Source organism: Flavisolibacter nicotianae (assembly GCF_003628535.1).
In the GTDB taxonomy this organism is placed as follows: domain Bacteria; phylum Bacteroidota; class Bacteroidia; order Chitinophagales; family Chitinophagaceae; genus Flavisolibacter; species Flavisolibacter nicotianae.
In genome coordinates, this window is sequence record NZ_RBCI01000003.1 from 166,885 (window position 1) to 193,000 (window position 26,116).

General features: G+C 40.0%; 30 protein-coding genes. All 30 read left to right on the forward strand.

The annotated features are described in order from the left end of the window. Positions 1-131 precede the first annotated feature (131 nt). Positions 132-683: a sigma-70 family RNA polymerase sigma factor gene (locus tag D6024_RS09135; RefSeq protein ID WP_121354776.1), complete on the forward strand. Its 552-nt coding sequence runs from the start codon at positions 132-134 to the stop codon at positions 681-683. Positions 684-749: 66 nt separating this feature from the next. Beyond that, positions 750-1,211 carry a DUF6789 family protein gene (locus D6024_RS09140; RefSeq protein ID WP_121354308.1) on the forward strand — a complete coding sequence of 154 codons (462 nt, stop codon included), beginning with the start codon at positions 750-752 and terminating at the stop codon, positions 1,209-1,211. Positions 1,212-1,233: 22 nt separating this feature from the next. Continuing rightward, entirely contained in the window at positions 1,234-1,461 is a 228-nt protein-coding gene (locus D6024_RS27710) for an anti-sigma factor family protein (protein WP_449401682.1), read from the forward strand. A 74-nt stretch (positions 1,462-1,535) separates the two neighbouring features. After that, the gene (locus tag D6024_RS09150) at positions 1,536-1,892 is read left to right on the forward strand and encodes a DUF6799 domain-containing protein (protein ID WP_121354310.1); all 357 of its coding nucleotides are present in this window, start codon (positions 1,536-1,538) and stop codon (positions 1,890-1,892) included. Between the two features lie 88 nt (positions 1,893-1,980). Next, complete coding sequence (locus tag D6024_RS09155) at positions 1,981-2,316, forward strand: arsenosugar biosynthesis-associated peroxidase-like protein (RefSeq protein ID WP_121354311.1); 336 nt, start codon at positions 1,981-1,983, stop codon at positions 2,314-2,316. Continuing rightward, positions 2,316-3,365 (forward strand): arsenosugar biosynthesis radical SAM (seleno)protein ArsS, encoded by a 1,050-nt coding sequence (arsS, locus tag D6024_RS09160; RefSeq protein WP_121354312.1) that lies wholly within the window; start codon positions 2,316-2,318, stop codon positions 3,363-3,365. The genes D6024_RS09155 and arsS overlap by 1 nt, the downstream gene beginning before the upstream one ends. 10 nt (positions 3,366-3,375) lie before the next feature. Beyond that, positions 3,376-4,344: an arsenosugar biosynthesis arsenite methyltransferase ArsM gene (gene arsM, locus D6024_RS09165; protein WP_121354313.1), complete on the forward strand. Its 969-nt coding sequence runs from the start codon at positions 3,376-3,378 to the stop codon at positions 4,342-4,344. A 20-nt stretch (positions 4,345-4,364) separates the two neighbouring features. Then, positions 4,365-5,174 (forward strand): purine-nucleoside phosphorylase, encoded by an 810-nt coding sequence (locus tag D6024_RS09170; protein ID WP_121354777.1) that lies wholly within the window; start codon positions 4,365-4,367, stop codon positions 5,172-5,174. Beyond that, the gene (locus tag D6024_RS09175; protein WP_121354314.1) at positions 5,171-5,770 is read left to right on the forward strand and encodes a TIGR04282 family arsenosugar biosynthesis glycosyltransferase; all 600 of its coding nucleotides are present in this window, start codon (positions 5,171-5,173) and stop codon (positions 5,768-5,770) included. The genes D6024_RS09170 and D6024_RS09175 overlap by 4 nt, the downstream gene beginning before the upstream one ends. Next, positions 5,767-6,153: a hypothetical protein gene (locus D6024_RS09180; RefSeq protein WP_121354315.1), complete on the forward strand. Its 387-nt coding sequence runs from the start codon at positions 5,767-5,769 to the stop codon at positions 6,151-6,153. The genes D6024_RS09175 and D6024_RS09180 overlap by 4 nt, the downstream gene beginning before the upstream one ends. Beyond that, on the forward strand, positions 6,122-6,817 hold the full coding sequence (locus tag D6024_RS09185) for a TIGR04283 family arsenosugar biosynthesis glycosyltransferase (protein ID WP_121354316.1): 696 nt from the start codon (positions 6,122-6,124) through the stop codon (positions 6,815-6,817). The genes D6024_RS09180 and D6024_RS09185 overlap by 32 nt, the downstream gene beginning before the upstream one ends. Positions 6,818-6,819: 2 nt before the next feature. Further along, entirely contained in the window at positions 6,820-7,518 is a 699-nt protein-coding gene (locus D6024_RS09190; protein WP_121354317.1) for a TIGR04283 family arsenosugar biosynthesis glycosyltransferase, read from the forward strand. Positions 7,519-7,524: 6 nt separating this feature from the next. Beyond that, positions 7,525-8,961: a dihydrolipoyl dehydrogenase family protein gene (locus tag D6024_RS09195; RefSeq protein WP_121354318.1), complete on the forward strand. Its 1,437-nt coding sequence runs from the start codon at positions 7,525-7,527 to the stop codon at positions 8,959-8,961. 81 nt (positions 8,962-9,042) lie between these two features. Beyond that, a complete protein-coding gene (locus tag D6024_RS09200) occupies positions 9,043-9,366 on the forward strand; it encodes a hypothetical protein (protein ID WP_121354319.1) in 324 nt (107 codons plus the stop codon). 6 nt (positions 9,367-9,372) lie between these two features. Beyond that, positions 9,373-10,053: a haloacid dehalogenase type II gene (locus D6024_RS09205; RefSeq protein ID WP_121354320.1), complete on the forward strand. Its 681-nt coding sequence runs from the start codon at positions 9,373-9,375 to the stop codon at positions 10,051-10,053. Next, the gene (locus tag D6024_RS09210) at positions 10,050-11,123 is read left to right on the forward strand and encodes an NAD(P)H-dependent oxidoreductase (protein ID WP_121354321.1); all 1,074 of its coding nucleotides are present in this window, start codon (positions 10,050-10,052) and stop codon (positions 11,121-11,123) included. The genes D6024_RS09205 and D6024_RS09210 overlap by 4 nt, the downstream gene beginning before the upstream one ends. Beyond that, entirely contained in the window at positions 11,116-11,961 is an 846-nt protein-coding gene (locus tag D6024_RS09215) for a sterol desaturase family protein (RefSeq protein WP_121354322.1), read from the forward strand. Before D6024_RS09210 ends, D6024_RS09215 begins: the two co-directional genes overlap by 8 nt. A gap of 2 nt (positions 11,962-11,963) precedes the next feature. Next, on the forward strand, positions 11,964-12,524 hold the full coding sequence (locus tag D6024_RS09220) for a peroxidase-related enzyme (protein WP_121354323.1): 561 nt from the start codon (positions 11,964-11,966) through the stop codon (positions 12,522-12,524). A gap of 210 nt (positions 12,525-12,734) precedes the next feature. Beyond that, on the forward strand, positions 12,735-13,109 hold the full coding sequence (locus tag D6024_RS09225; protein WP_121354324.1) for an ArsR/SmtB family transcription factor: 375 nt from the start codon (positions 12,735-12,737) through the stop codon (positions 13,107-13,109). Beyond that, on the forward strand, positions 13,106-13,732 hold the full coding sequence (gene merTP, locus D6024_RS09230; RefSeq protein ID WP_121354325.1) for a mercuric transport protein MerTP: 627 nt from the start codon (positions 13,106-13,108) through the stop codon (positions 13,730-13,732). Before D6024_RS09225 ends, merTP begins: the two co-directional genes overlap by 4 nt. A gap of 2 nt (positions 13,733-13,734) precedes the next feature. Further along, a complete protein-coding gene (merA, locus tag D6024_RS09235) occupies positions 13,735-15,165 on the forward strand; it encodes a mercury(II) reductase (RefSeq protein ID WP_121354326.1) in 1,431 nt (476 codons plus the stop codon). Between the two features lie 42 nt (positions 15,166-15,207). Further along, positions 15,208-15,597 carry an HYC_CC_PP family protein gene (locus D6024_RS26635; protein ID WP_162944650.1) on the forward strand — a complete coding sequence of 130 codons (390 nt, stop codon included), beginning with the start codon at positions 15,208-15,210 and terminating at the stop codon, positions 15,595-15,597. 162 nt (positions 15,598-15,759) lie between these two features. After that, positions 15,760-16,017 carry a heavy metal-binding domain-containing protein gene (locus D6024_RS09245; protein WP_121354328.1) on the forward strand — a complete coding sequence of 86 codons (258 nt, stop codon included), beginning with the start codon at positions 15,760-15,762 and terminating at the stop codon, positions 16,015-16,017. Positions 16,018-16,261: 244 nt separating this feature from the next. Beyond that, positions 16,262-16,390, forward strand: coding sequence for a four-helix bundle copper-binding protein (locus D6024_RS27590; protein WP_394338464.1), 129 nt, complete (start codon positions 16,262-16,264; stop codon positions 16,388-16,390). A 71-nt stretch (positions 16,391-16,461) separates the two neighbouring features. After that, positions 16,462-18,906 carry a copper-transporting P-type ATPase gene (locus tag D6024_RS09255; RefSeq protein WP_121354330.1) on the forward strand — a complete coding sequence of 815 codons (2,445 nt, stop codon included), beginning with the start codon at positions 16,462-16,464 and terminating at the stop codon, positions 18,904-18,906. 5 nt (positions 18,907-18,911) lie between these two features. Continuing rightward, entirely contained in the window at positions 18,912-20,342 is a 1,431-nt protein-coding gene (locus D6024_RS09260; protein WP_121354331.1) for a Na+/H+ antiporter NhaC family protein, read from the forward strand. A 27-nt stretch (positions 20,343-20,369) separates the two neighbouring features. Beyond that, positions 20,370-21,659, forward strand: coding sequence for an efflux RND transporter permease subunit (locus D6024_RS27420; RefSeq protein ID WP_121354332.1), 1,290 nt, complete (start codon positions 20,370-20,372; stop codon positions 21,657-21,659). Continuing rightward, the gene (locus D6024_RS27425; RefSeq protein WP_121354333.1) at positions 21,656-23,602 is read left to right on the forward strand and encodes an efflux RND transporter permease subunit; all 1,947 of its coding nucleotides are present in this window, start codon (positions 21,656-21,658) and stop codon (positions 23,600-23,602) included. Before D6024_RS27420 ends, D6024_RS27425 begins: the two co-directional genes overlap by 4 nt. Before the next feature lie 2 nt (positions 23,603-23,604). Continuing rightward, positions 23,605-24,852, forward strand: coding sequence for a TolC family protein (locus D6024_RS09275; protein WP_121354334.1), 1,248 nt, complete (start codon positions 23,605-23,607; stop codon positions 24,850-24,852). Positions 24,853-24,885: 33 nt separating this feature from the next. Further along, on the forward strand, positions 24,886-26,115 hold the full coding sequence (locus D6024_RS09280; protein ID WP_205573254.1) for an efflux RND transporter periplasmic adaptor subunit: 1,230 nt from the start codon (positions 24,886-24,888) through the stop codon (positions 26,113-26,115). Position 26,116 lies beyond the last annotated feature (1 nt).

Genomic DNA, 26,116 nt, shown 5'->3' on the forward strand with positions numbered 1-26,116 from the left:
GGAGAGTAGAACCTGAAAACGAAAACCTTTCACGTCATGTTCAGTGCGGGAATTTGCGGCTTTTTGGACAGAAAACTTCAGGTTTTCTATGGTGTTCTATAAAATGCCAACTTTGTTCGAAGCTTTTGAAAATGACCACTTCCAAACAAGACTTCATTCAGTTCGTGAAAACCCACACAAAGGAGTTGTTTGCCTATACTTTTTCGAAGGTGCAGCAAAAAGAGGTGGCAGAAGACTTGGTACAGGAAATGTTTCTTTCAGCTTATCAATCGTATGATAGCTTCCAGGGGAAAAGCAGCGTAAAAACCTGGCTGTTTTCTATTCTCAAACGAAAGATTGCAGATCATTACCGTTTACGATACAAGAACAGTAATGAAGTTTCGTCTGGAATTATAGGAGATTTTTTCGATGAAAATCATCGCTGGAGACCAGAACACAGGCCTAAAGAATGGCCCGACGAAAAGGACCTGCTTGATGATCCTGAGTTTTCAAAATCCCTGTCAGAATGCTTTAAAAACCTACCCGAGAAATGGTCATCTGCTATTCGACTGAAATATCTTGAAGAACATGATGCAGATGGCATTTGCAATCAGCTTGAAATAAGCAAGTCAAATTTTTGGCAGATTATCCACAGGGCTAAATTATCGTTAAGAAATTGTTTGGAATTAAAATGGTTTAAATGATTATTGAAATTTCTTTGTCAGGATTAAAATAACTGTGCGACTATTCATGAAACAAAACTCTTTGTCATGAAAAATAAAATTGCACAAACAATAGTAGCAGGGTTGATTGCCACAGCAGTAATGACTGTTGTAGGATTAATGGCTCCGTACATGGGCCTTCCCAGGATGAATCCAGCCGAAATGCTATCCGGTATGATGGGTGTTCCGCTAATGGTGGGTTATTTAATGCACTGCATGATCGGGATCATGTTTGCAGCAGCATACATCTATTTCTTTAACCCAAAAGTTCATATAGAAAGTAAATTTTTGAAGGGAATAGTATTCGGCTTTGCAGTTTTTGTATTTGCGCAACTTATGATGTTACTCATTGGAATGATGATGCCAATGCCGGAGATGGGCGATAAAATGCTAATGATGATTGGTTCGCTAATCGGCCATTTGATATTTGGAATAGTGGTAGCTTTGATCGTTCCCAACCAATCTATTTCCACCTCAAAAAATAGAGTACAAACAACTCACGCCTATTAATATGAATTTAATGAATGCCACGATGTTGTCTTGTATTAAGGCAACAGAATTAATGGAACAAAAAGAATTGATGCCGCTAAGCCTTTTGCAAAAGGTTCAACTACAAATGCATGTAGCCATGTGCTCAGGTTGCAGAAACTACATGAAACAGACGGCCTTGATAAACAAGCTGCTCAACAAAACGTTCAATTCAGTCTTGCAAACCGATACGGCAACATTGGAAGAAAAAATTCTTTCGAAAATTTCGTAGCAACTGTTGTCAGGAACCGGCCATTTTTACGACAATTGTTTAAATCAATTTTAAAACAATCAAAATTTAGAGGAATGAGAAAACTACTCTTGCTTCTGACAATTGTCTTCGGGCTTTCCGCCGCCTCCTTTGCACAAAAGTCCACCAAGATGAAAATGAAGGATGGGGTGATGATGGTGGATAACAAAACCATGCTCTGCAAAGCCGGAAAATGTTCGCCGCTCACCACTGTTTACACTTGCTCTGATAAGTGTAAGGTTTCGCCAGACGGTACAGTTACAAAGCCTGATGGCTCAACAATGAAGCTTGAAAACGGCTATGAGATTTCCAAAACTGGAAAAGTTACCATGATCCCACACGGTCAATCAGGGCACGTTTGTGGACCCAACTGCCCGATGATGAAGGAAAAGATGAAAGGAAAAACGAAGTAACTCCCACGAGCCAAAAGATGAACTTGCTTATGCCACAACCAATCTTGTGGCATAAGTGTTTTTAAAGATTAACCAAATACGAAAACCAATGAGTGAACATTATTACAATTCCAAGGACCTGGCAAAGTTTGGTAACATAGCAGACTTTCAGAAAGAACTGGGCGAAAAATTCTTCTCTTATTACAGCGAAGTGTTTAAAGACAGTGAGCTATCAGCAAGGGAGAAATCATTGATAGCATTGGCAGTAGCCCATGCAGTGCAATGTCCTTATTGCATTGACGCCTATAGCAGCGATGCCTTTGAAAAGGGATGGAGCGAAGGGCAGATGATGGAAGCTGTACATGTAGCGGCTGCCATACGAGGCGGTGCTTCTTTGGTGCATGGTGTGCAGATGATGAATAAGGTGAAAGAAATAGCAATGTAATGAGATCATTAAAAGCACAACATAGTTCCCTTGCCGATGCCCATGAGCAAGTGGCGATTATAGAACGTGGAAGAACGGGAGATTTTGCATTGGTTCCGTTCCAGCAAAACCTGGAAGGCTCCAATCTATATCCGTTGAAACCTACAGAAGTTCAAATCTTTCAGGTGAACATTGGCAAAATGTGCAATCAGGTATGTAAACATTGCCATGTAGATGCAGGTCCTGACAGAAAAGAAATTATGACCAGAGAAACGATGCAGCGATGCCTTGATGTGTTGCAGGCGAACGATCAATTGCAGACAGTTGATATTACCGGGGGAGCGCCGGAGATGAACCCCGACTTTCGCTGGTTTGTAGAAGAAGTTTCAAAACTAAAAAGGAATATTATTGTTCGATGCAATCTCACGATAATTCTTGCCAACAAGAAGTATCATGACCTGCCACTTTTCTATAAAGAGCACAACGCTGAAGTTGTTTCTTCCCTTCCCTTTTATACACAAGATAGAACGGACAGACAGCGTGGCAATGGTGTGTTTGAGGACAGCATCAAAGCATTGCAAATGCTCAATGACGTCGGCTATGGAAAGGAAGGAACCGATTTGCAGTTAAATCTTGTGTACAATCCTGCTGGTGCATTTTTACCACCGTCGCAACAGGCGTTAGAAAAGGAATACAAGCAGGCCTTGAAGCAACGGTTTGGTATAGACTTCAATAATCTGTACGTCATCACCAATATGCCCATTAGCCGCTATCTGGATTATTTGCTCACCAGTGGAAACTATGAGGCCTACATGGAAAAATTGGTGAACGCTTACAATCCTGTTGCAGCATTAAATGTCATGTGCCGCAACACTATTTCAGTTGGCTGGGATGGTTATTTATACGATTGTGATTTTAACCAGATGCTGGAATTGAAAGTACATTGCCAAGGTCAACACATTAGCGACTTCAATATCGCAGATTTAAACAACAGGGAAATTATTACAGGACAGCATTGTTACGGTTGTACCGCAGGTTCGGGTTCAAGTTGTGGCGGTGCTGTGGCTTAAAACAAAGAATATGTCATATTTAGAAACAACGAAGAATATATACAAAGAGGCGGCAGAAAAGCCGCAGGTAGGCTTGTGTTGCACCACAACACCTGTATGGCAGTTACCAGGATTGTCTATTCCAAACAGGATGCTGCAAATGAATTATGGTTGCGGCAGTACCGTTCATCCCCGTGACCTTGTAAACAATCCCAACGTTTTGTATGTAGGTGTTGGCGGCGGAATGGAATTACTTCAATTTGCTTATTTCAGCAGGCAGCTTAATGGAGTTACAGGAGTAGATGTTGTGGATGAAATGTTAGAGGCTTGTAAAGAAAACTTTAGAGAAGCAGAAAAACAAAACCCGTGGTTTCGTTCTGGATTCGTCAACCTTATAAAAGGCAATGCACTGCATTTACCGGTTGAAGATAATAGCATTGATGTAGCTGCACAAAACTGTTTATTCAACATCTTCAAAAGGGATGATTTACACACGGCTTTAATGGAAATGTACAGGGTGCTAAAGCGACACGGAAGACTGGTTTTATCAGACCCGGTTTGTGAGCAGGAAATCCCTGAGCAACTCAAAGAAGATGAACGTTTGCGGGCATTGTGTTTAAGCGGTTCGCTGCCATTGAGCGAGTATGTAAAAATGATTACGGATGTTGGCTTTGGTATGGTTGAAATAAGAGCCAAACGTCCTTACAGGATTTTAGCTCCTGTTAATTATGATACGGACGAATTGATTTACATAGAAAGTGTGGAGGTATGTGCGATAAAAGACCCCATGCCGCCAGACGGTCCTTGTATGTTCACAGGAAAGGCAGCCATTTACTACGGTCAGCTGGACTATTTTGATGACGAGAAAGGGCATGTCTTGTTACGTAATCAGCCGTTAGCTGTTTGTGATAAAACAGCGCGAGCTTTAGCAGCTTTGAAGAGAGATGATATTTTTATTTCAAACAGTACCTACTTCTATGACGGCGGTGGTTGTTGTTAAACCAACTTCTTGAAAACAAAATGGAGCAATTCATCAAAGCAAAGGACTTTCTAAATTCCAAAGGCATTGCCAATGCTGAAATAGGCATTGTATTGGGCACAGGGTTGCATCAGCTATTGAACCATGTGGATGTAAAGCAAACCATTCCTTATGCAGAAATACCCAACTTCCCTGTTTCAACCGTAGAATTTCACAAAGGCCATTTGATTTTTGGAACAATAGTAGGAAAAAACGTTCTGATCATGCAGGGCCGCTTCCATGCTTATGAAGGCTACACCATGCAGCAGATTGTGTTTCCGATAAGAGTAATGAAATTATTAGGCATCGAATACCTATTCTTATCCAATGCAGCGGGTGGCATTAACCTGAATTTTAAAAAAGGAGATTTGGTGTTGATTGATGACCACATCAACCTGCTTTCAGGCAATCCGCTAAGTGGAAAGAATTACGATGAATTGGGAAGTCGTTTTCCTGACATGAGCGAACCGTATGACCTGCAATTGAAAAGTCTGTTGCAGCGAAAAGCAAATGAATTAAGGATAGATTTAAAGAAAGGCGTCTACGCCGCGGTGCATGGTCCTAACCTTGAAACTAAAGCAGAATACCGTTACTTAAAGATCATTGGTGCGGATATGGTGGGCATGTCCACTGTACCGGAAGTAATTGCCGCTGTTCACATGCAGTTGCCCTGTGTTGGCGTTTCGGTTATCACGGATGAATGTGACCCTGAGAATCTAAAACCTGTAAACATTGCAGAAATTATAGAAATAGCAGGCAAGGCAGACAGCAAACTTTCGCGATTGTTCATTGAAGCAATAAAAGGATTATGAAGAAAGAAGCCTTGGTCATATTCACCAAAAACCCGGAAGCAGGTAAAGTTAAAACAAGGCTTGCCGCTACAATAGGCAATGATGCGGCACTTGCTGTTTACAAGGAATTGCTGTGGCGTACTATTGCGGCAACACAGTATTTGCCTGTCGACAAGTTTGTCTACTATTCAAATCATGCAGAACAGGAAGATGTATGGAATACCAATCAATACTATAAAGAGGTTCAGCAGGGAAGTGATTTGGGAGAGAGAATGAAGAACGCCTTTGCCTCCATTTTTAGTAAAGGGTATACTAAGGCTGTCATAATCGGAACGGATTGCCCAGCATTGAATGAAAATATTGTTCAGGGTGCATTTGGCAAACTGGCTGACGTTGATGTAGTCGTTGGTCCTGCCTACGACGGCGGTTATTATCTTCTTGGCATGAAACGTTGCTACCATCTTCTCTTTGAGAATATGAATTGGAGCACCGCAAATGTTTTACCTGAAACGATAAGCCGGTGCAAAAATGAAGGTTTGTTGTTTCAGCTCCTTCAAACATTGCATGATGTGGATGAGGAAAAGGATTTGGGCGCCTTAAATCTCGTAACGCCATGAAAGCGCAGCTCCTATTTGTTTACAATGCAAACAGCGGTTTATTCAGTACAATGACCGACTTTGCTCATAAGATTTTATCGCCTTCAACGTATCAATGCCAATTGTGTGCATTGACCTATGGGAACTTTACCGTAAAGCGGGACTGGAAAACATTCATTGAACGTCTGACAATAGAAACGGCTTTTCTCCACAAAGACGAATTCGAAAAGCAGTACGGATTACAATCTGCTTTGCCGGCTGTTTTTCTTTCAACGGCTAGTACACTTCATGAATCAATCACCAAACAACAAATAGAGCGCTGTCATTCATTGGAAGAACTGAAAAACGTAGTAACACAAAAAATACAGCAGCATGTTCAGCATCATCATTCCAACATACAATGAAGCTGACCAGATTGCACAAACGATCAGCAAAACACATGCGGCTAATGGCAAGTATGAAGCTGAAATCATTGTAGTAGACGGATGCAGCACTGACGGGACTGAGGACATTGCCGAAACAACCGGTGTAACAGTAGTAAGGAGTGAGAGAAAAGGAAGAGCAGCACAAATGAATAAAGGTGCTTCAGTTGCTAAATATGATATTCTTTACTTCCTACATGCCGACAGTACCCCGCCTCATGATTTTACAGGCCAGATATTACAAGCCTTACAAAGGGGTGCAAAGAGCGGTTGCTTTCGCCTTGCTTTTGACTATGACCATTGGTTTTTAAAAGCCAATACATGGTTCACCCGGTTTGATGTAAATGCTGTTCGCTTTGGAGATCAGAGCTTGTTTGTTGCAAAAGAGGTGTTTGAGCAGGCAGGTGGATTTAGAGAAGACTTGCTATTGATGGAAGACCAGGAGATCATACACCGGATAAAGAGACAAGGAAAGTTCAAAGTGTTGAATGATTATGTGATTACGTCTGCAAGAAAATACCTGGAGAATGGCGTGTACAGAATGCAGGGTATTTTTTACCGCATCTGGGCGCTTTATTATATGGGCTATTCGCAGCAGGAACTCCAAGAGGTTTACAGAAAACTGATCAAGAACCATAAGTTGTAGTTATGATAAGCATTGTTATTCCTACATTCAACGAAGAAAACTTTATTGAAAAGACTTTGATCCGACTGAGTGCATTGAAGAAAGAGGCTGATTTCGAAATTATCGTTACTGATGGAAAAAGCACTGACAGAACTACGACACTGGCTGGTACTTATGCAAAAGTTGTAACTGCGGATAAGGGGAAAGGAAGGCAATTGAATGCCGGTGCAAATCATGCAACGGGTGACATATTGTTTTTTGTTCACGCAGACATGTATCTGCCTGGTGGAGCTTTAAATAAAATTGAACAAGTGATCAATATTGACGGGTATGACGGCGGGGGATTTGTTAATGAGTTCTCTTCCCATAACAGGAAAATAAAACGTCTTAGTAGCTTGCTCAGTACTTTATTGATAAACAGATCCAGCAGGAACAAAAATATCTTTTATGGAGACAATGGAATATTCGTAAGAAAGGATGTTTTTCACTCATTAGGAGGCTTTAAAGAAATCCCTATTATGGAAGATTATGACTTTTCATTTCGATTGAAATCCTCATATAAGGTTTATGAAATTATTCAACCACCGCTTATTGTTGATCCAAGAAGGTTGCTGAAGGACGGTTGTGCAAAAACAATCATGAAGTGGATACTTATTAAAAAGTTTTACCTGATGGGTGTACCACCCCATAAACTTACGGCGTGGTATAAGGATACCAGATAATTTAAAATGGCAAAAAATTACTACGATATTATTGTTATTGGCGCGGGTTCAGGTGGTTTAAGCGTAGGCTTAACGATGAATAAGTTTGGCTTCAAAGTATTGATGCTGGCCAAATCCGATAAGGATATTGGCGGTGATTGCCTTAATGACGGATGTGTTCCAAGTAAAGCATTTATACATGTATCAAGATTGTTACACAATGCCAAACAGGCAACAGCATTTGGTTTGACAATTAATGGAAACCCAGATATTGGAAAAGGAATAGAATATGTTTATAGTAAACAGGAATTAATTCGCAAACATGAGAATGCAAAATGGCTGGAAGAGCAGGGAGTAACTGTTGAATTAGGTGAAGCGAAATTTTCAGGCAAAAATGAAGTTGAGATAAATGGTAAGAAATACAGCGCGAAGAATATTGTGATAACCACCGGGTCAAGGCCGAGAAAATTAAATGTGCCGGGTGTCGAGTTGGTAAAGTATTATGATAATGAAAGCATTTTCTATGTTGATAGCTTACCTGACAATATTCTAGTAGTTGGTGGCGGCCCTATCGGAATTGAAATTGCCCAGGCATTGAGGCGTTTTGATAAAAAGGTAACGGTGGTTCATCACGGCCAGAACATTTTAGAGCATGATGATAAAAGAGTTACCTCTATCCTCCTGAAACAATTACAACAGGAAGGAATAGAATTTATATTTTCTGCTACTCTCCAAAGTTTCACATCAGCACAAGAAGCGGTTGTAAAATTAAAGGATAACACAACAAAAAATTTGTTTTTTGAAGCTGTGTTTGTGGGTATAGGTCGGGAATTGCTGTTAGAACCCCTTCAATTGCAGAATGCAGGAATTGAAGTCAGGGAAAATAAGATTGTTGTAGATGATCATTTGCGCACAACCAACAAAAACATTTTTGTATGCGGTGATATCGCCGGGAACCTTGCCTTCTCCCATGCAGCCGAATTTCATGCCCGCATATTAGTTAACAATTTTCTTTCACCGATTAAAAAGAAGCTGAATAACGATCATTTTTCATGGGTAACCTTTACTGATCCTGAAATTGCAACCTTTGGTATAAACGAAAAGGAACTCAAGAAAAGAAAGATTAACTATGAAACCCTGGAAACAGATTTCAGTCACGATGATCGGGCGGTTGTCGATAATTATCAGTACGGGAAAGTCATTCTGTTTATCAGCAAAGGAAAGTTTTATAAAAAAGGAAGAGTATTGGGAGGCACCATGATTGCTCCACACGCAGGTGAGGTTATCCAGGAATTAATATTGGCTAACACGCAAAAGCTATCTGTGGACGCTATTTTTAATAAGATTTATCCTTACCCGGTATCATCCAGGATAAATCAGGGGGTAATTACTCAGCTTAAGGAAAAGCAGTTAACAAATAAGATTAAGAAGTTGTTACAATGGGCTTACAAGCTATTTGGATAATAAAGTCTAATACAATAGCACAACGGGATATAAAGTCAAAGGAGTTAATTAGAAATTCAAAAAATAAATACAAGCAAGCAAATGGAATGGTGGGAAGCTTTTAAGGAGTGGTTTTTAAGTTTGGGTAACAAATACAATGTCAATCCATACATATTTGGCGGCATATATATAGGTGCTATTCCATTCTTTTTCCTGAGCCTTGGCTGGACTATTAAGAAAATCAGGAAAAAGAAGTCTTTTGTATTGCCTTTATTGCTAACATCCTTCTTTTTTATCTCCGCTTACCTGTATCTTCTTTTTGTTGGAAAAAATATTCCTGTGTGGGTTTATGTTTTTATCGGAATTATGATTGCTTATGGCGTTTATTCAACATTTATCAAGATAAAATCAGCGTCGAAAAACTAATTAATTATGAAGCCCGTTATACTATTTGATGTAAACGAGACGATGTTAAACATGTCTCCTTTGAAGAAAAAAATAAACAGACTGTTAGGCAGCAGCAAAGGATTTCGTATTTGGTTCGGAATGTTATTGCAATATTCTCTGGTGGATAATTGTACCGACAATTACCATGATTTTGCAAGTACTGCTTCTGCCACACTTGATATGGCAGCAAAAACTTTAATGGCAGACCTGGATGAAAAAGAAAAAAAGGCAGCGTTGCAATCCATCAAAGAACTACCTGCATATGATGATGTTCCGAAAGGACTGAAATTACTGAAAGAAAATGGCTTTCGATTAGCCACACTTACAAATTCTTCCACAAACACATTGGTTGCACAACTGCAATATGCTGAACTCACCGAATATTTCGAAGCTACCTTAAGTATAGATACAATTAAGAAATATAAACCTTCTTTAGAAACTTATAAATGGGCAGCGGATCAACTGTCGGCAGATGTTTCGGAAGCCATACTAGTGGCGGCACATGGCTGGGACATTGCAGGTGCTCTGCAGGCAGGTTTACAGGCAGCATTCATAGAACGCAAAGGACAATCAGTATATCCGCTTGCTCCAAAACCAACATTTACAGGTAAAGACTTTGTGGATATCGCCAAACAAATTATCTCACGTTATAAACAGGAACGATGAAGCCAAATGACGATAATGCAAAGCTGCCTTCAGACCAGCGACCCTTTAGAGTATTAATTATTTCCGGATCTGACAGAAGGCAATATAATTGCCCCGGTGTTGATAGTAAATCAAGAACTCTCATGCTGAAGATGGCCGAAATGCTTCCGCAGGATTGGGAAATAGATTATGAAGACTTAGGGAATGTGTATGCAAGGGCAAGAATACAAAGTTGTAATGCATGTGTTTCAACTTCAATGGCTTTATGTGTATGGCCCTGCAACTGTTATGAAAAGTATAGTAGCAAGGAGCCTGACCTGATGTGGAATTTAGATCTTTATTCACGGCTTGATATGGCTGATGCCTGGGCGATTATTGGTCCGGTAAACTGGTATAGCTGCAGCAGTAATTTAAAACTGATGTTTGACAGGTTAGTATGCATGAACGGGGGCAACCCTGATGAAAAGACCATTGACCACAAGAACCCCGAAAAGGCAATGGCTCTGGAACATACCGGAGAATGGAAGGCATTAAGCTTAAATCATCTTGAAGGAAGAACCGCAGCTTTCTTTTGCTATGGTGATGAAGGAGGAGATGAAATGGATGAAACAGGAAGACCCAAAGTATTACAACATAAAAATTATTTTAATCCTGATGACGAACCTTTTGAAAATGAAAGAAACGCTTATGCACCTTTGGTTTGGCAATGCCGCTATGGCGGTGTGGAAGTGCCCGACCAGCTTTGGAAGCACTGCACGACAGGAAAAGGAAAAAAGTATAGCGACAACCAGGCAGAAGACATGATTAAAGAAGACGAATTTATTTCGACATTTAATACATGGGTAAAAAGCTTTGCAGGGTTTGTACAACAAAAAGGAAAGGTTCCACCCAACAAATACAGGGCTTTTGGTTATAAACCTCCAAAACACCTATGGGCAAGTGTAGAAGATGGTATCCGTTATTTCAGGATGATGGTTGGAAAAGCACCGAAAGGTTCATCACCGCAAATTCAGGATGATTTAGATTTGAATAATGATGCTACCTGGCATACAAAGAAAGGCGAAGGCGAAAAACTAAGAGGCGATGATTAAAGCCATCTTTGATACATATGGCACACCCTTACTAATAGCGCTATTTGCTATACTCTTTTTGGTTGAAAGCAAATTTCAATTACGAAAAAGAGTTCATAACAGGTGGAAAAGGATGTTTATCAATTTAATTGTTTCCATTCCTGCATTTGCATTACTTCGGCTTCTTTTTATTCCGTTGATGGTTTGGCTGGCAGTCCAAAATCAAACATGGCAGTTCGGAGTAAACTACCTGTATGAAAGTTCATTTGCAGGGAAAGCAGTTGTTAGTTTTTTACTGCTCGATTACAGCATTTATATCTGGCACATATTGCTGCATAAGCTGCCTATCCTTTGGCGCTTTCATTTAGTGCATCATACAGATTTAGATTTAGATGTTACTACAGCATTTCGTTTCCACTTTGGTGAAATGATTGGCTCCATCTTTTATCGTGGTGCTGCTATTTTGGTTATAGGTGCTTCACCATTGATGGTATTGATTTATGAAATTGTATTTGAAGCTGCGACCCAGTTTCATCATAGCAATATGAAGCTGCCATACAGATTTGAAAAAATACTGAACTACATTATTGTAACACCACGCATGCACGGCATTCATCATTCTATGATTAAGAAAGAAACAGATAGTAATTACTCGGTTATCTTTTCTTTCTGGGATAGGATACATAAAACAGTGCGGCTGAATGTTCACCAAAATGAAATAGTAACTGGTGTGCCTTCGTATGCAGACGAAAGGGAACTTACAATAGGCAAGTTATGGATCCTCCCATTCAAGTCAATCAGACAGTGGAAAGACAGCGAAAGGCAGACTGACAAAAAATTCAACCAGCTAAAAAAGTAAACATGGCAAGAATTAGTGTTGTGCAATATGAACAGGCAGAGGGTGAGCTAAAAAGCATCTATGATGATCTGATGGAAGAGCGAGGGAAGTTATCTGAAGTGTTGAAGATACAGAGTTTACACCCTGAAACAATTAAAAGCCATACACAGCTTTACCTGGACATTATGTTAACCCAATCGCCGCTAACAAGAGCGGAAAGAGAATTAATTGCTACAGTTGTTTCTGTAATTAACGGGTGCAATTATTGTCAGATACATCATTCGACTGCGTTAAATGCTTATTGGAAAGACCAGGAACGCATCAATAAATTGTTGAAAGACTATAAATTGGCAAGCTTATCAAGCAAAGAGATGGTTATGTGTGACTTTGCAGTACATCTAACGAAAAATCCATCCGAACATGAGAAAAACAACTACACTGAAACCCTTAAAGAGGTTGGATTGGACGATAGGTCAATACTCGATCTTGTGTTGGTTATATCGTACTTCAACTTTGTTAATCGGACTGTACTGGCATTGGGTGTGCAATTGGAACAAGACAAGGGTGAAGGGTACATATACTAATTGTCTTGAAGGCCCAACATTCAAATCAGTTTTTACGTGCTGTGTTTGGAGTTCAGAAACGACGCCTGAAAGTGGTACTTGTCACTTCTTCTTGCCAACTAATATGATCAGCTAAAAAGCGGTCATAAGGAAGAAGTAGGTCAGAATATTATATGATAGTTAACACTAAGGTTATTTAAGCAATTGCTTAAATAGTTATACCTTTAGGCTATGAGCACAACTTGTATTAGACCGTATGCTGACAACATTCTAATAGGAGAATGTAAAAAGAAACTCCAAAAAGCTATATCCTCATTTGATAAGCTAAGCCAGGTATTAAGCCTTGCAGCTAATGATGTACGATTAAAAATACTCTATCTGCTGGACGAAGAAGGCGAACTATGTGTATGTGATTTGGCGGACATCTTAGAAATGACCATTCCCGCCGTATCGCAGCATCTTAGAAAATTAAAGGATGGCAATGTTCTACAAACCCGTAGGGCTGGGCAGACCATTTTTTATTCTTTGAAGGCAGAACATTTAGAAATAATCAAACCCTTGTTTGAACACATAGCAATTGCTAACCGAAAAAAGCAAAAAGCATGAAACAGGAAACAACATCTAAAGCAGTTACAGGCGTAGGCATATTTGCTGCAATAGCGGCATCACTTTGTTGTATCACACCTGTATTAGCCTTATTTGCTGGTTTTAGTAGTGCAGCTTCATCCTTATCATGGTTAGAGCCTGCACGTCCATTTTTAATTGGTTTGGCAATAGCAGCATTAGGCTTTGCCTGGTATCGTTCACTACGCTCAAAAACCGATACAACGTGCGGTACTGAAGGTAGTTGTCAGGTGGAAAAGAAAAACTTTCTTGCTTCAAAAACCTTCCTGATTGTTATCACAATAGCTGCTATTGCCTTAATAGCATTCCCATACTATGCTAAAATCTTTTATCCAAAGCCACAGAAGCAAAATATAGTAGTAGTTGAAAGCAATAACATTCAGTCAGCCTCATTCACAATTAAAGGCATGACTTGCCAGGGATGTGAAACAGAGGTAAATAATGAATTGCACAAGGTGCCCGGTGTAATTGATGCAGAAACCCATTACGCAAAATGTACCAGCGTTGTAAGGTATGATAAAACTAAGGCAACAGCAGATCAATTGAAAAACGCTATTGCAAAAACAGGTTATGAAGTGACGAATTATCAACTTTTAAATCAATAAATATGGACTGTTGCAATGTTGATACAAAAAATAAGTTTGACCTTATTATTATAGGCGGCGGTTCAGCAGCATTTGCCGCAGCAATTCATGCCGATAGCATGAAACTATCAACTTTAATAATTAATGATGGTTTGCCATTAGGCGGCACTTGTGTGAACGTAGGTTGTGTTCCATCTAAGTTTTTAATAAGAGCCGCAGAAAGCATTCATCGTGCTGCTGCTTTAAACTTTGATGGTGTTACAACAGCTAAGCCTACTATCAATTTTGCTAAAATCATTAAACAAAAAGAAGATTTGGTAAAAGACCTGCAACAGCACAAGTATATTGACCTGTTACCGGGTTTGCAGTATGTGAAAGTAATAGAAGGCAGAGCAAAGTTTGAAGAGAAAAATAAAGTTGAAGTAAATGGAGAAGTATACGAAGGTGCTAAAATAATTATTGCAACAGGCGCCACGACACATATTCCCGATATTGATGGCATCTACGATGTGCCTTACTTAACAAGCAAAACACTTTTTGAGTTAGAACAACAACCACAATCACTTATCATTTTAGGTGCAGGTTATATTGCTCTTGAAATTGCACAGGCTTATCAAAGAATGGGTACTAAGGTTACAATAATTCAACGATCACAGAGTGTTTTGTCAAAAGAAACAAAAGATATTACTAACGAATTAGAAAAACTTCTAACTGCTGAAGGGATAACAATACATACAGGTTCAACAGTCAACAAAGTTTGGAAAGAAAGGAACAAAATCAAGGTGTTTTACACTAACGCACAGAAGGAGACTGATATACTTGAAGCAACTCATATTGTAGTGGCAACAGGCACAAAGGGAAATACAGCAGATTTAGATTTAGGAAAAATTGGGATAGAAATTACAGAAAAGGGGTTGATTAAAGTAGATGATTTATTAAAAACAAGCGCAGAAGATGTATTTGCTATTGGTGATGTTACCACCAATCCTCCTTTTGTTTATACAGCAGCGTACGAAGGAGGCAAAGCAGTTGTTAATGCTTTTAAATTACATCAAAAGCAAACGGACTTTTCTGTTCTGCCTTGGGTTGTATTTACTGATCCCCAGATAGCAGGAGTAGGAATAGATGAAAGAGAGGCAGAAGAAAAAGGCATTCCTCACCAGGTAACCACATTTTATTTAAAAGATATACCCAGAAGCATTGTAGCATTAGACACAAGGGGTTTTATCAAGCTGATCAGAAATCCTGAAAATGATTTGCTTTTAGGGGCAAGAATTGTAGCTCCCGAAGGTGGAGAACTTCTAATGCAACTAAGCCTGATGATAAAATATAAAATACCATTGAAAGAAATTGTAGGTATGTTTCACCCTTACCTTACTTTGTCCGAAGGTGTTAAATTAGCTGTAATGTCCTTTACTACTGATGTGAAGAATATGAGTTGTTGTGCAAGCTAGATTTTTAGATTGGCTTAAACATTGTAGCTTTATACAAGATAAATGAAAAAAGTTTCCGTCATATTACTTCTTTGCATTTACACATTGGCAACAATGGGTTTTAGCCTGAAGGAGTTTTATTGCTGCGGAAAATTAAAATCAATAACGGTTGCCTTTGCCGATAACGGAAAGACAAGTTGTAAAAATGGCAATAGCCAGGACGATAATTGTTGTAAGAATAAATTCCAATATTTTAAGATAAAGGATAATCATGTAACCGCTGCTCATGTCAGCGTTCCGGTTCTTCATTCCATCGGCTTTGAACTTTATTATGCTTCTTTTGAGCATATCGTTTTTGCTTCTCAAAAACCCGCCATTGCCTACCAAAGCCATGCACCGCCGATGCACACTGGCGTTCCTGTATATATTTCCAACTGCGTTTTCAGAATTTGATTTACTCTACTCCTGTTAAAGGCATACCTCTTGTTATGCCCATACGTCTTTGGGTGCATTAACCCAATTTTTCTATTTTTTATTTTCTAATCCTGTTTACCGGCAACCATGTTGCCCCGGTAAACACATCGTTAATTATTTCATTTAATAAAACATACAATCATGAAAAATTTATTTTTTATCGCAGCTATTATTTTATCAATTGCTTTTGTATTTACAGCCTGTTCAGATAACAAAAGCAAAGCAAAAACAGAGCAGTTAGCAAAAGATGAAATTTACACCTGCACCATGCATAACGAAGTAATGAGCGACCACCCCAGTGAATGCCCCAAGTGTGGTATGAAGCTGGTGAAACAAAAGATGACTGCCGAACAGGAGAAGATGATGAAAGAAGGCACCTATGTTAAGCCAAAAGAATAATACTGCAAGGGCAACAGCTAATCTGAAGACCGGGCAACAGCGGACCTGAAGAAAATTTAAAACGATTGTTATGACTGAACAAAAGTATGAAAACTGTATTGCCGCATGTGAGGCATGTGCAGAAGCCTGTGACACCTGTGCGGCACATAGCAACGGTAAACCCGGCATGGAACAATGCGAAACATTATGCAGGGAATGTGCGGACGCCTGCCGTAAATGCGCAGCAGATTGCAATCCGAAAACCATGCAACAGTGTGCCGATGCCTGTCGCCGCTGTGCAGAAGAATGCGAAAAGCACAACAATGAGCATTGCAAAAAATGCGCAGAAGAATGCCGTAAGTGTGAAACAGAATGCAGAAAGATGGTAGCCTGATTTCAATTGACAGGCTATCGGTTAACTAACTGGCAGCCTGTTAATTTTTAAGTTACACTAAACAAAAAATTATGCATGAACATAAAACCTCCACACAGAAACCGGTTGATGCCAGTGGCATTAAGTACGCTTGCCCCATGCACTGCGAAGGCGACAAAACCTATGATAGTCCCGGCAAGTGTCCTGTGTGTGGTATGAACTTGGTGCCGGTGCAGGAAGTAGGAAATAAAAAAAATGAAAATAAGCAGCACGATAAACATCAAACTGCTAACGGTAACACCGGCAAATACTATTGCCCCATGCACTGCGAAGGCGATAAGACTTATAACAAACCGGGCGACTGCCCTGTTTGCGGAATGCGTTTAGTAAAAGAACCAACAGCATCTTCACATGCAACAGCAAAGACGCAATACACCTGCCCCATGCATCCGCAAATCATCAGGGATGTACCGGGTTCATGCCCCATTTGCGGAATGGATTTAGTGCCCATGCAACCAGTTGAAGAAGATGAGGACAAGGCTTATAAAGAACTGTTGAAGAAGTTCAAAATAGCCGTACTGTTCACCCTACCTATACTTCTGATTGCCATGTCGGATATGTTGCCAAACAATCCGCTGCATTCGCTTTTCGGTCAGCCTGTTTGGAACTGGATACAATTTGCGTTATCGCTTCCGGTGGTGTTCTATGCCACCTGGATGTTTTTTAAAAGAGCCTGGACTTCTATTGTAACATGGAACTTAAACATGTTTACACTCATCGGCATCGGCACCGGAGTTGCCTTCCTGTTTAGTGTAATTGCCATGTTGTTCCCCCATATTTTTCCTGCCCAGTTCAAAACAGAAAGCGGAACTGTGTTTGTATATTTTGAAGCAACAACGGTAATTCTTACGCTAATTTTATTAGGTCAACTTTTGGAAGCAAGAGCACATAGCCGAACGAGCGGGGCTATTAAAGCCTTACTGAAATTAGTGCCATCGGAAGCAACACTGATTAGCAACGGCGAAGAAAAAGTAATTCCCATTGACCAGATAAAAAGTGGCGACCATTTACGGATTAAACCGGGAGAAAAAATTCCGGTTGATGGAAAATTAGTACAGGGTGAAGCCAGCATTGACGAAGCGATGATAACCGGCGAACCTGTTCCTGTTGATAAAAGGGTAAATGATAAAGTAACGTCAGGTACAATAAATACCACTTCTTCCTTTGTAATGGAAGCTGAAATAGTAGGCGCTGAAACCTTGCTTTCACAAATCATTCAATTGGTGAATGATGCCAGTCGCTCAAGAGCACCCATTCAAAAGTTAGCAGACAAAATATCCAAATACTTTGTTCCAATAGTAGTCATTGTTTCAGTACTCACATTCTTTGCATGGGTATTGTTTGGTCCCGAACCAAGGTATGTATATGCTTTTGTAAATGCCATTGCCGTATTGATTATTGCCTGTCCCTGTGCTTTGGGCTTGGCTACGCCAATGTCGGTAATGGTGGGTGTAGGCAGAGGCGCTCAATCAGGTGTTTTGATTAAGAATGCCGAAGCATTGGAAAAGATGAATAAGGTTGATACGCTTATCATTGATAAAACGGGCACTATCACCGAAGGCAAACCTTCTTTAGAAAAAGTAATAGCAACAGAAGGATATAATGAAGACGGTTTATTGCAACAAATAAGCTCACTGAATAAGCAAAGTGAACATCCTTTAGCAACCGCTGTCGTGAAATATGCCAATGAAAAGAAGGTGAAATTATCTGATGTAAAGGATTTTAATACCGTTGCCGGCAAAGGGGTTGTAGGAACAGTGGATGATAAAAAAATTGCATTGGGCAATGCAAAGCTGATGGAAGAAATTAAAACTACTATCCCTGAAAGCCTTTTAACACAGGTGCATGAAGAACAGGTATTGGGCAAAACGGTTTCTTTCATTTCAGTGGATGGTAAGGCAGCAGGCTATATTACGATTACAGACAAAATAAAAGAAACCAGTAAAGCCGCCATTGCAGAATTGCTCGAAAATAATATTGAAGTAATCATGCTTACCGGTGATAATGCCAACACAGCAAAAACGGTGGCGAATGAGTTGAACCTATCGGGTTATAAAGCAGAATTTTTACCACAAGACAAATTGAACGAAGTAAAATGGTTGCAGACAGAAGGTAAAAAAGTAGCAGTGGCCGGCGATGGCATTAACGATGCGCCGGCGTTGGCACAGGCCGATGTGGGCATTGGCATGGGTACAGGAACGGACGTAGCCATAGAAAGCGCAGCAATAACTTTAGTGAAAGGCGATTTACAAGGCATTGCCAAAGCAGAGAAGTTGAGTAAAGCAGTGATGCGGAACATCAAACAAAACTTGTTCTTTGCTTTTATCTATAACGTTATCGGGGTGCCTGTTGCCGCAGGAATACTGTTTCCATTCTTCGGCATTTTGTTATCACCCATGATTGCGGCTGCAGCCATGAGCGTTAGCTCTGTTTCCGTTATCGCCAATTCCCTGAGATTACGAAGTGTAAAATTGTAAAACAAATGGAAAACATGACATGGCTTTCAATCATACCACCTCTTCTAACCATTGCTATTGCAATCTGGTCAAAGAAAATTATTCCTTCTCTTTTAATTGGCTTATTAGTGGGAAGTTATCTGCTAAACCCCACTGTTGCAGGTGGTGTAGAAACAGCAGTTGACCAGATTGTAAAAACCCTGACAGACAAAGAAAATCTACAGGTTATCCTGTTCCTGTATCTGTTCAGTGGATTGATAGCCTTGATAAAAAATTCAGGTGGTATAAAGGCTTTTTCCCACGTAGCAGAAAAGTATATCAAAAGCAAAAAAGGAGTATTTGTTACTTTATGGGCACTCCTTCCTGTCACCTTTATTGACTGTGGCTTTAGGGTAGTTGGTGCAGGTTCTATTACACGTTCTCTTGCCGAAAAGAATAAGATAGCCCGGGAACGCCTTGCGTTTATGCTAAACAATACAGCAAGCCCGGTAGTGGAACTTATTCCTATTGCTACAACGTTTGTAGGTTTTAATGTAGCTATAATTAGCCAGGGCTTGAAGGCTGCAGGTAACCAGCAAAGCGGTTCTGCATATTCTATTTGGTTAAAAGCAATTCCATTTGAATATTTCAGCATTGTGGTAATACTAATCACTTTTCTTTCCATCTTTTTTCAGTTCAACAAACCGGAAAATGTTCAAAATAAATCTCAAACCAAAAAAGCGAATGGTAGGATGGATATGAAGATGGACATGGAAGAAGCAGAGCCTGTTCTAAAACCACGGGTGCTTAATCTTGTTTTTCCAATGGTATCCGTTATCGTTTTAAGTCTCTTCTTCTTTTGGTTTTTTGGAAAAAATCAATCTGCTAATACTTCAATTATTTCTGCGATAACAAATACGCAGCCGAACAAAGCAATGCTTGTTGCATTGTTGATTACAATACTCATCTCGTCGGTATTTTATTTCTTTCAAAAATATAATTTGAAAAAAATGACCGCCGATATTATCTCAGGCGGAAATGAGATCATGACCACTTTAGCCATCCTTGCAATAGCATGGTCATTAGCCGGAGTATCACAGCAATTAGGACTAAGTAATTTTATTCAGCAACAGGTTGGCAATTCACTACCGGATTGGAGTGTTCCCGTTTTGCTTTTTCTTCTATCTAGTGCTGTAACTTACTTTATTGGTTCAGGTTGGGGAGCGGCATCTTTAATCATGCCTTTCGCGATACCGCTTGCAGTGTCGGTTGGTGTGGCTATTCCATTGTGCGTAGCAGCAGTTCTAACTGGCGGCACATTTGGCGATGTTACTTCACCTGTGGCGGGAATGACAAATATGTCTTCCAACATAGCACATGCCGACCATTCCAAATACATAAAATATGCTAACCCTTATAATTTTATTGCAGCAGGAATAGCAACCGTTTTGTTTTTAGTCACAGGACTATTTCAATAATAGTCAGAAATAAAAAATTTAGACATAATGGTTCAGAAACTAATAGAAGTATCACTTCACAATCGCTACATCGTGTTGCTGTTAGCAGCAGGACTTTTTGTGTGGGGTATCTTTTCTATTCAAAAAAATCCCATTGATGCCATTCCCGATTTGTCCGAAAACCAGGTGATTGTTTTTACAGAATGGTCAGGCAGGGGACCGCAAATTATGGAAGACCAGGTCACCTACCCTTTGGTAAGTAATCTTCAGGGCATACCCAAAGTAAAAAACATACGTGGCACGTCCATGTTCGGGATGAGTTTTGTTTACATCATTTTTGAAGACAATGTGGATGTGTATTGGGCACGTACACGAGTGCTGGAAAGATTGAATTATGCACAGCGGTTATTGCCGCAGGATGTAACACCAACATTGGGTCCTGATGGAACCGGTGTGGGTCATGTGTTTTGGTACACACTCGATGCAAAACAAATGGATTTAGGCGAGCAACGGGCTTTGCAGGACTGGTATGTAAAATTCGCATTGCAGACGGTTCCCGGCGTGGCAGAAGTAGCTTCTTTTGGCGGTTTTGAAAAACAATACCAGGTAATTATTGACCCTGTGAAATTGCAGTATTACAACCTGTCAATGATGGATGTAATGAAGCAGGTAAAAGCCAATAACAATGATGTGGGCGGCAGAAAGTTTGAAATGTCTGATATGGCATACATCATACGAGGGCTGGGCTACATAAAAAATAAAGCAGATGTTGAAAACATTGCCGTGTCCAATATCAACGGCATCCCTATCAGAATAAAGGACATTGGCAGCGTTCAAATGGGTTCAGATTTACGATTGGGCATCTTTGATGAAAACGGCGAAGGGGAAGCAGTCGGTGGCATTGTAGTGATGCGTTATGGAGAGAATGCAGACAATGTAATCAATGCCGTAAAAATAAAGATGAAGGAAGTAGAAAAGGGTTTACCCGAAGGGGTAACATTTAAGACGGCTTATGACCGAAGCACATTGATTGAAGCTGCCATTGAAACCATCAAAGAAAAGCTGTTTGAAGAAATCATTATTGTATGCATTATCGTCATGCTGTTTTTGTTTAACTGGCGAAGTGCATTAAGCATCATCATTCAAATTCCGGTCACCATTGCTGTCAGTTTTATTTTATTAAATGCTTTCGGTTTGTCATCAAACATCATGTCATTAACAGGTATTGCATTGGCAATCGGGGTGATTGTTGACAACGGAATTATTATGAGTGAAAACGCCTACCGAAATCTATCACTTTGGCAAAATGACCCGGCTAATAAAAAAACAGAAGCATGAAATTCTTAAAACGAAAAATAAAAATAACCAGCAGGAATAGCTATCAAAAGATACCGGAAGGTGTCCGTATGGACATCATTGAAAAATCAAGCAAACAGGTTTCAAGAGGTGTGTTCTTTTCCACCGTAATCATCATTGCTTCCTTTCTTCCCGTGTTCATGCTCACTGGTCAGGAAGGAAAATTGTTCGGTCCGTTGGCTTTCACCAAAACTTTCATACTGGCTGTGGATGCCATACTGGTGTTGACATTAGCGCCAGTGTTGATTTCGTTTTTTATGAAAGGCAGGTTTAGAAATGAAAATGCCAATCCAATCAATCGTTTTTTGGAAAGGATGTATGAACCGGTGATACGAGCCTGCATCAAATGGCGCAAAACAACCATTGCTGTTAACATCATTGCATTGCTGATAAGCATTCCCTTGGTAATGAGCTTAGGCAAAGAATTTATGCCACCGTTGGACGAAGGTTCCATTCTTTTCATGCCCGTTACTCTACCTGATGTTTCCAATGCGGAAGTAAAAAGAATATTACAGGTGCAGGATAAATTAATCAAATCCGTTCCTGAAGTGGCAAATGTTTTAGGCAAAGCAGGTCGTGCTAATACCGCCACCGACAATTCGCCCATCAGCATGATTGAAACGATTGTAACCCTGAAGCCTAAAAGCGAATGGAGAGTAGGTATCACCAAAGAGGCAATCATCAATGAGTTAAACAGCAAGCTGCAAATACCCGGTGTCACCAACGGCCTGACACAGCCTATCATCAACCGCATCAACATGCTTTCTACAGGTATTCGTACCGATGTGGGCATAAAAGTGTTTGGACAAAACCTCGACACCATCAATGCATTAGAACAAAAAATCCGTACCGCCATGCAGGGCATTGAAGGGGTGAAAGATTTATATGTAGAACCCATCACCGGCGGAAAATATATTGACATCAATATTAAACGGGATGAAATTGGCAGGTATGGACTAAGCATCGATGATGTGAATGCTATTGTGGAAAGTGCCTTGGGCGGAATGAAGCTGACCACCACAGTTGAAGGCAGGCAACGCTTTTCGGTGAATGCGAGGTTTGGACAAGATTTCAGGGATAACATCCAGGCATTAAAACAGTTGCAGGTGCAAACGATGAGTGCCGGTCCTATTCCGTTGGAAGCAGTTGCAGATATAAAAATTAGCGAAGGTCCGCCTATGATAAGTTCTGAAAACGCTTTATTGAGAGGTACTGTTTTGTTTAATGTGCGGGACCGTGACCTTGGCGGAACCGTGGAAGAAGCAAGAGCAAGTTTAGATAAGATGATTGGTAAAATGCCCAAAGGATATTTCATTGAATGGAGCGGTCAGTATGAAAATTTAATAAGAAGCCAGAAGACATTGAAGCTAATATTACCCATTGTGCTGCTTATCATTTTTGTGTGTATGTACTTTGCTTTTCATTCTGCACGGGAAGCTTTTTTCAGTTTGATTTCTATTCCCTTTGCGTTAATCGGTGGTGCCTTTATGATTTACTTCTGGGGCGTGAATTTGTCAGTTGCAGTAGCAGTCGGATTTATAGCCCTATTTGGTTTGGCAGTAGAAACCGGTATCGTAATGGTCATTTACCTAAACGATGCCATGCAACAACTCGTAGCGTTAAAAGGAAATTCAAGAGAGACAATCACAAGAGAAGATATAAGAGAATATGTGATTGCCGGTGCTGCCAAAAGGCTGCGACCAAAAATTATGACCGTATCTGTTTCGTTGTTTGCCTTAATTCCAATCCTGTGGAGCACCGGCGTAGGCAGCGATGTAATGAAACCCATTGTGTTGCCAATGGTGGGTGGTGTGCTCACTTCTGCTACGCATATCTTATTGGTAACGCCATTGATTTTTTTGATGACCAAGGAATACGAGCTACGGAAGTTTGGAAAAATAGATGTGCTTGATGTAAAACATTAATCATGAAACTGAAAAATAAAATACTGCTGTTGCTGTTAACTATCTCGTCTGTTGCTGTTGCACAGGAGAAAAAAACCTTGCAGCAAATCATGCAAACAATAGAAAATCAAAATCCCGTTGCCAAAATGTACGATGCACAAATCCGCTCACTGGATGAAACCTCAAAGGGAGCAAGAAGCTGGATGCCTACCGACTTTGGAACCGGTTTTTGGATGACGCCTTACAATCCCAAACTTTGGAAGGGTGATAATGGCACAGGCGGCATGGGTCAATACTTGTTATCGGTGCAGCAAATGTTTCCCAACAAAAAAAAGCAGGATGCAGAAGCCTTATACATGGAAGGCATGTCCGCTTCGGAAAAAGAACATAAGAGATATGAATTATACCAGTTGTATGCTGATGCTAAGAAAAATTATTATGGCTGGGTGATTATAAAAAAGAAAATAAATGTGCTGAATGAAAATGAGAAGCTGCTCAACTTTATGATTAAGGATGCAGAATTGCGTTATAAAAATGGCTTGGATAAATTAAGTGCTTATTATAAAGCAAAAGCCGAACTGGGAAATGTTATCAATCAAAAAATTGAACTGCAAAATGAAATGGTGCAAAAACGCATCCGTTTAAATACATTAATGAACAGCAGCAAACTTGAAACATTTGATATAGATACCAGTTTTTCAGTTCGTGATGTTTCAGCTGAAATGTTAGATACTGCAATTCTCCGTAATCGCAGCGATCTGAAAGCTATTGACCGGGATATTCAGCTAACAGCTTTGCAACAAAATGTAGAACGCAACAAAGTAAAACCTGAATTTGGTGTACGGTATGAACACATGTTTGGATTAGGCGGTATGCCCATGCAGTATACCTTAATGGGCATGGTACGCATACCCATTGGCAGGGCAAACAGGGCATCAAAAGCAAATGTAGAGAGCCTGTCCTTCAAGACAGAAGCCTTACAGCAGCAAAAGCAAATGATTATAAACGAAGCATCAGGCATGGTTGCAGGAATGCTCAGTGAGATAGAAGCAAAGAAAAAGCAGGTAAAACTGTTTGAAGAAAACATTATTCCTGCACTTCAAAAAAACTACCAGGTAATGCAATTAGGCTACGAGCAAAACACAGAACAATTGTTTACACTGTTTGATGCCTGGGACACTCTGAATAAAACACAGTTTGAATATTTAAACCAGGTACAACAACTGCTAAACATGCAGGTTGAACTGGAAAGGATTTTAGAAATTAAATAGACTATGTTCAACAACTATAAAAAATATTCCTTCATGAGTGTCGTTGCTATTTTAGTAATGGTAGTTGCATCTTCCTGCAAGCAAAAAGAAACGGAAACCCACAATCACGAAACCACAGAAACCAAACAATTATACACTTGTCCCATGCATCCGCAGATTATCCGGGATAAGCCTGGTCAGTGCCCTATATGCGGAATGGATTTAGTGAAAAAGGAAACGGCTGCACAAAAGATTAATGATATACAGTTGGAAGACTTGTTGAAGCCTGTTAATGAATTTGTCATTTCTTCTTTGCCCGTTACCACCATTAAAAAAGCTGAAGAAACAATAACCATTGAAGCCATTGGCAGCGTTCAGAACGATACCCATGAAGTGGCTTCTATTTCAGCGTGGATTTCAGGAAGAATTGAAAAACTATATGTCCGCTATCGCTATCAAATGATTATGCCTGGCGACAAAATTATGGACATCTACAGTCCTGAAATTTCAACTGCCCAGCAAAACCTTTTATTCCTTTTGAAAAATGATGCCGCAAATACATCACTCATTAATGCAGCCAAACAAAAACTATTGTTATTAGGCATGAGCAACAGCCAACTGCAACAACTCATCAAAACACGTAAAGCATCCTTTACCATCACGGTCTATTCCCGTGTGATGGGTCATATACACGAAGCCGGGCAGGAAACCATGAATGCATCAGGTGATATGATTTCTTCAGCAGTAACAACAGCTCCTTTAGCTATTCGTGAAGGTATGTATGTACAGCAGGGACAAAAAGTATTTGCTTTAACCAATCCGAATAAAGCATGGGCGGTGCTCAACATCTTTCCCGAAAACCAACATCTTGTAAAAGTGGGCAATCCTGTAAAAATCACTCCAGAAGCAATGCCACATAAAGCATTTGCCGCCAAAATAAATTTCATTGAACCTTTCTTTCGGCAGGGTAGTAAAACATTAACGGCAAGAGTGTATTTCAACAATGGTAGTTTAGATATTCCCATCGGCAGTCCGGTTCGGGCAAATATTTTTGGTAGCACTGCAAACGCAAATTGGTTACCGCAGGAAGCCGTTGTATCTCTTGGCATGAACAATGTGGCTTTTGTAAAAAGTAATGGTGGTTTTGTTGCTAAAAAAGTAATTACGGGAATAAAACAAAACGGTTTGGTGCAGGTGGTGAGTGGCTTAACCGTGAAAGACACGGTGGCGGCAAACGCACAGTATTTAACCGACAGCGAAAGTTTTATAAAAGCAAATCAGTAAC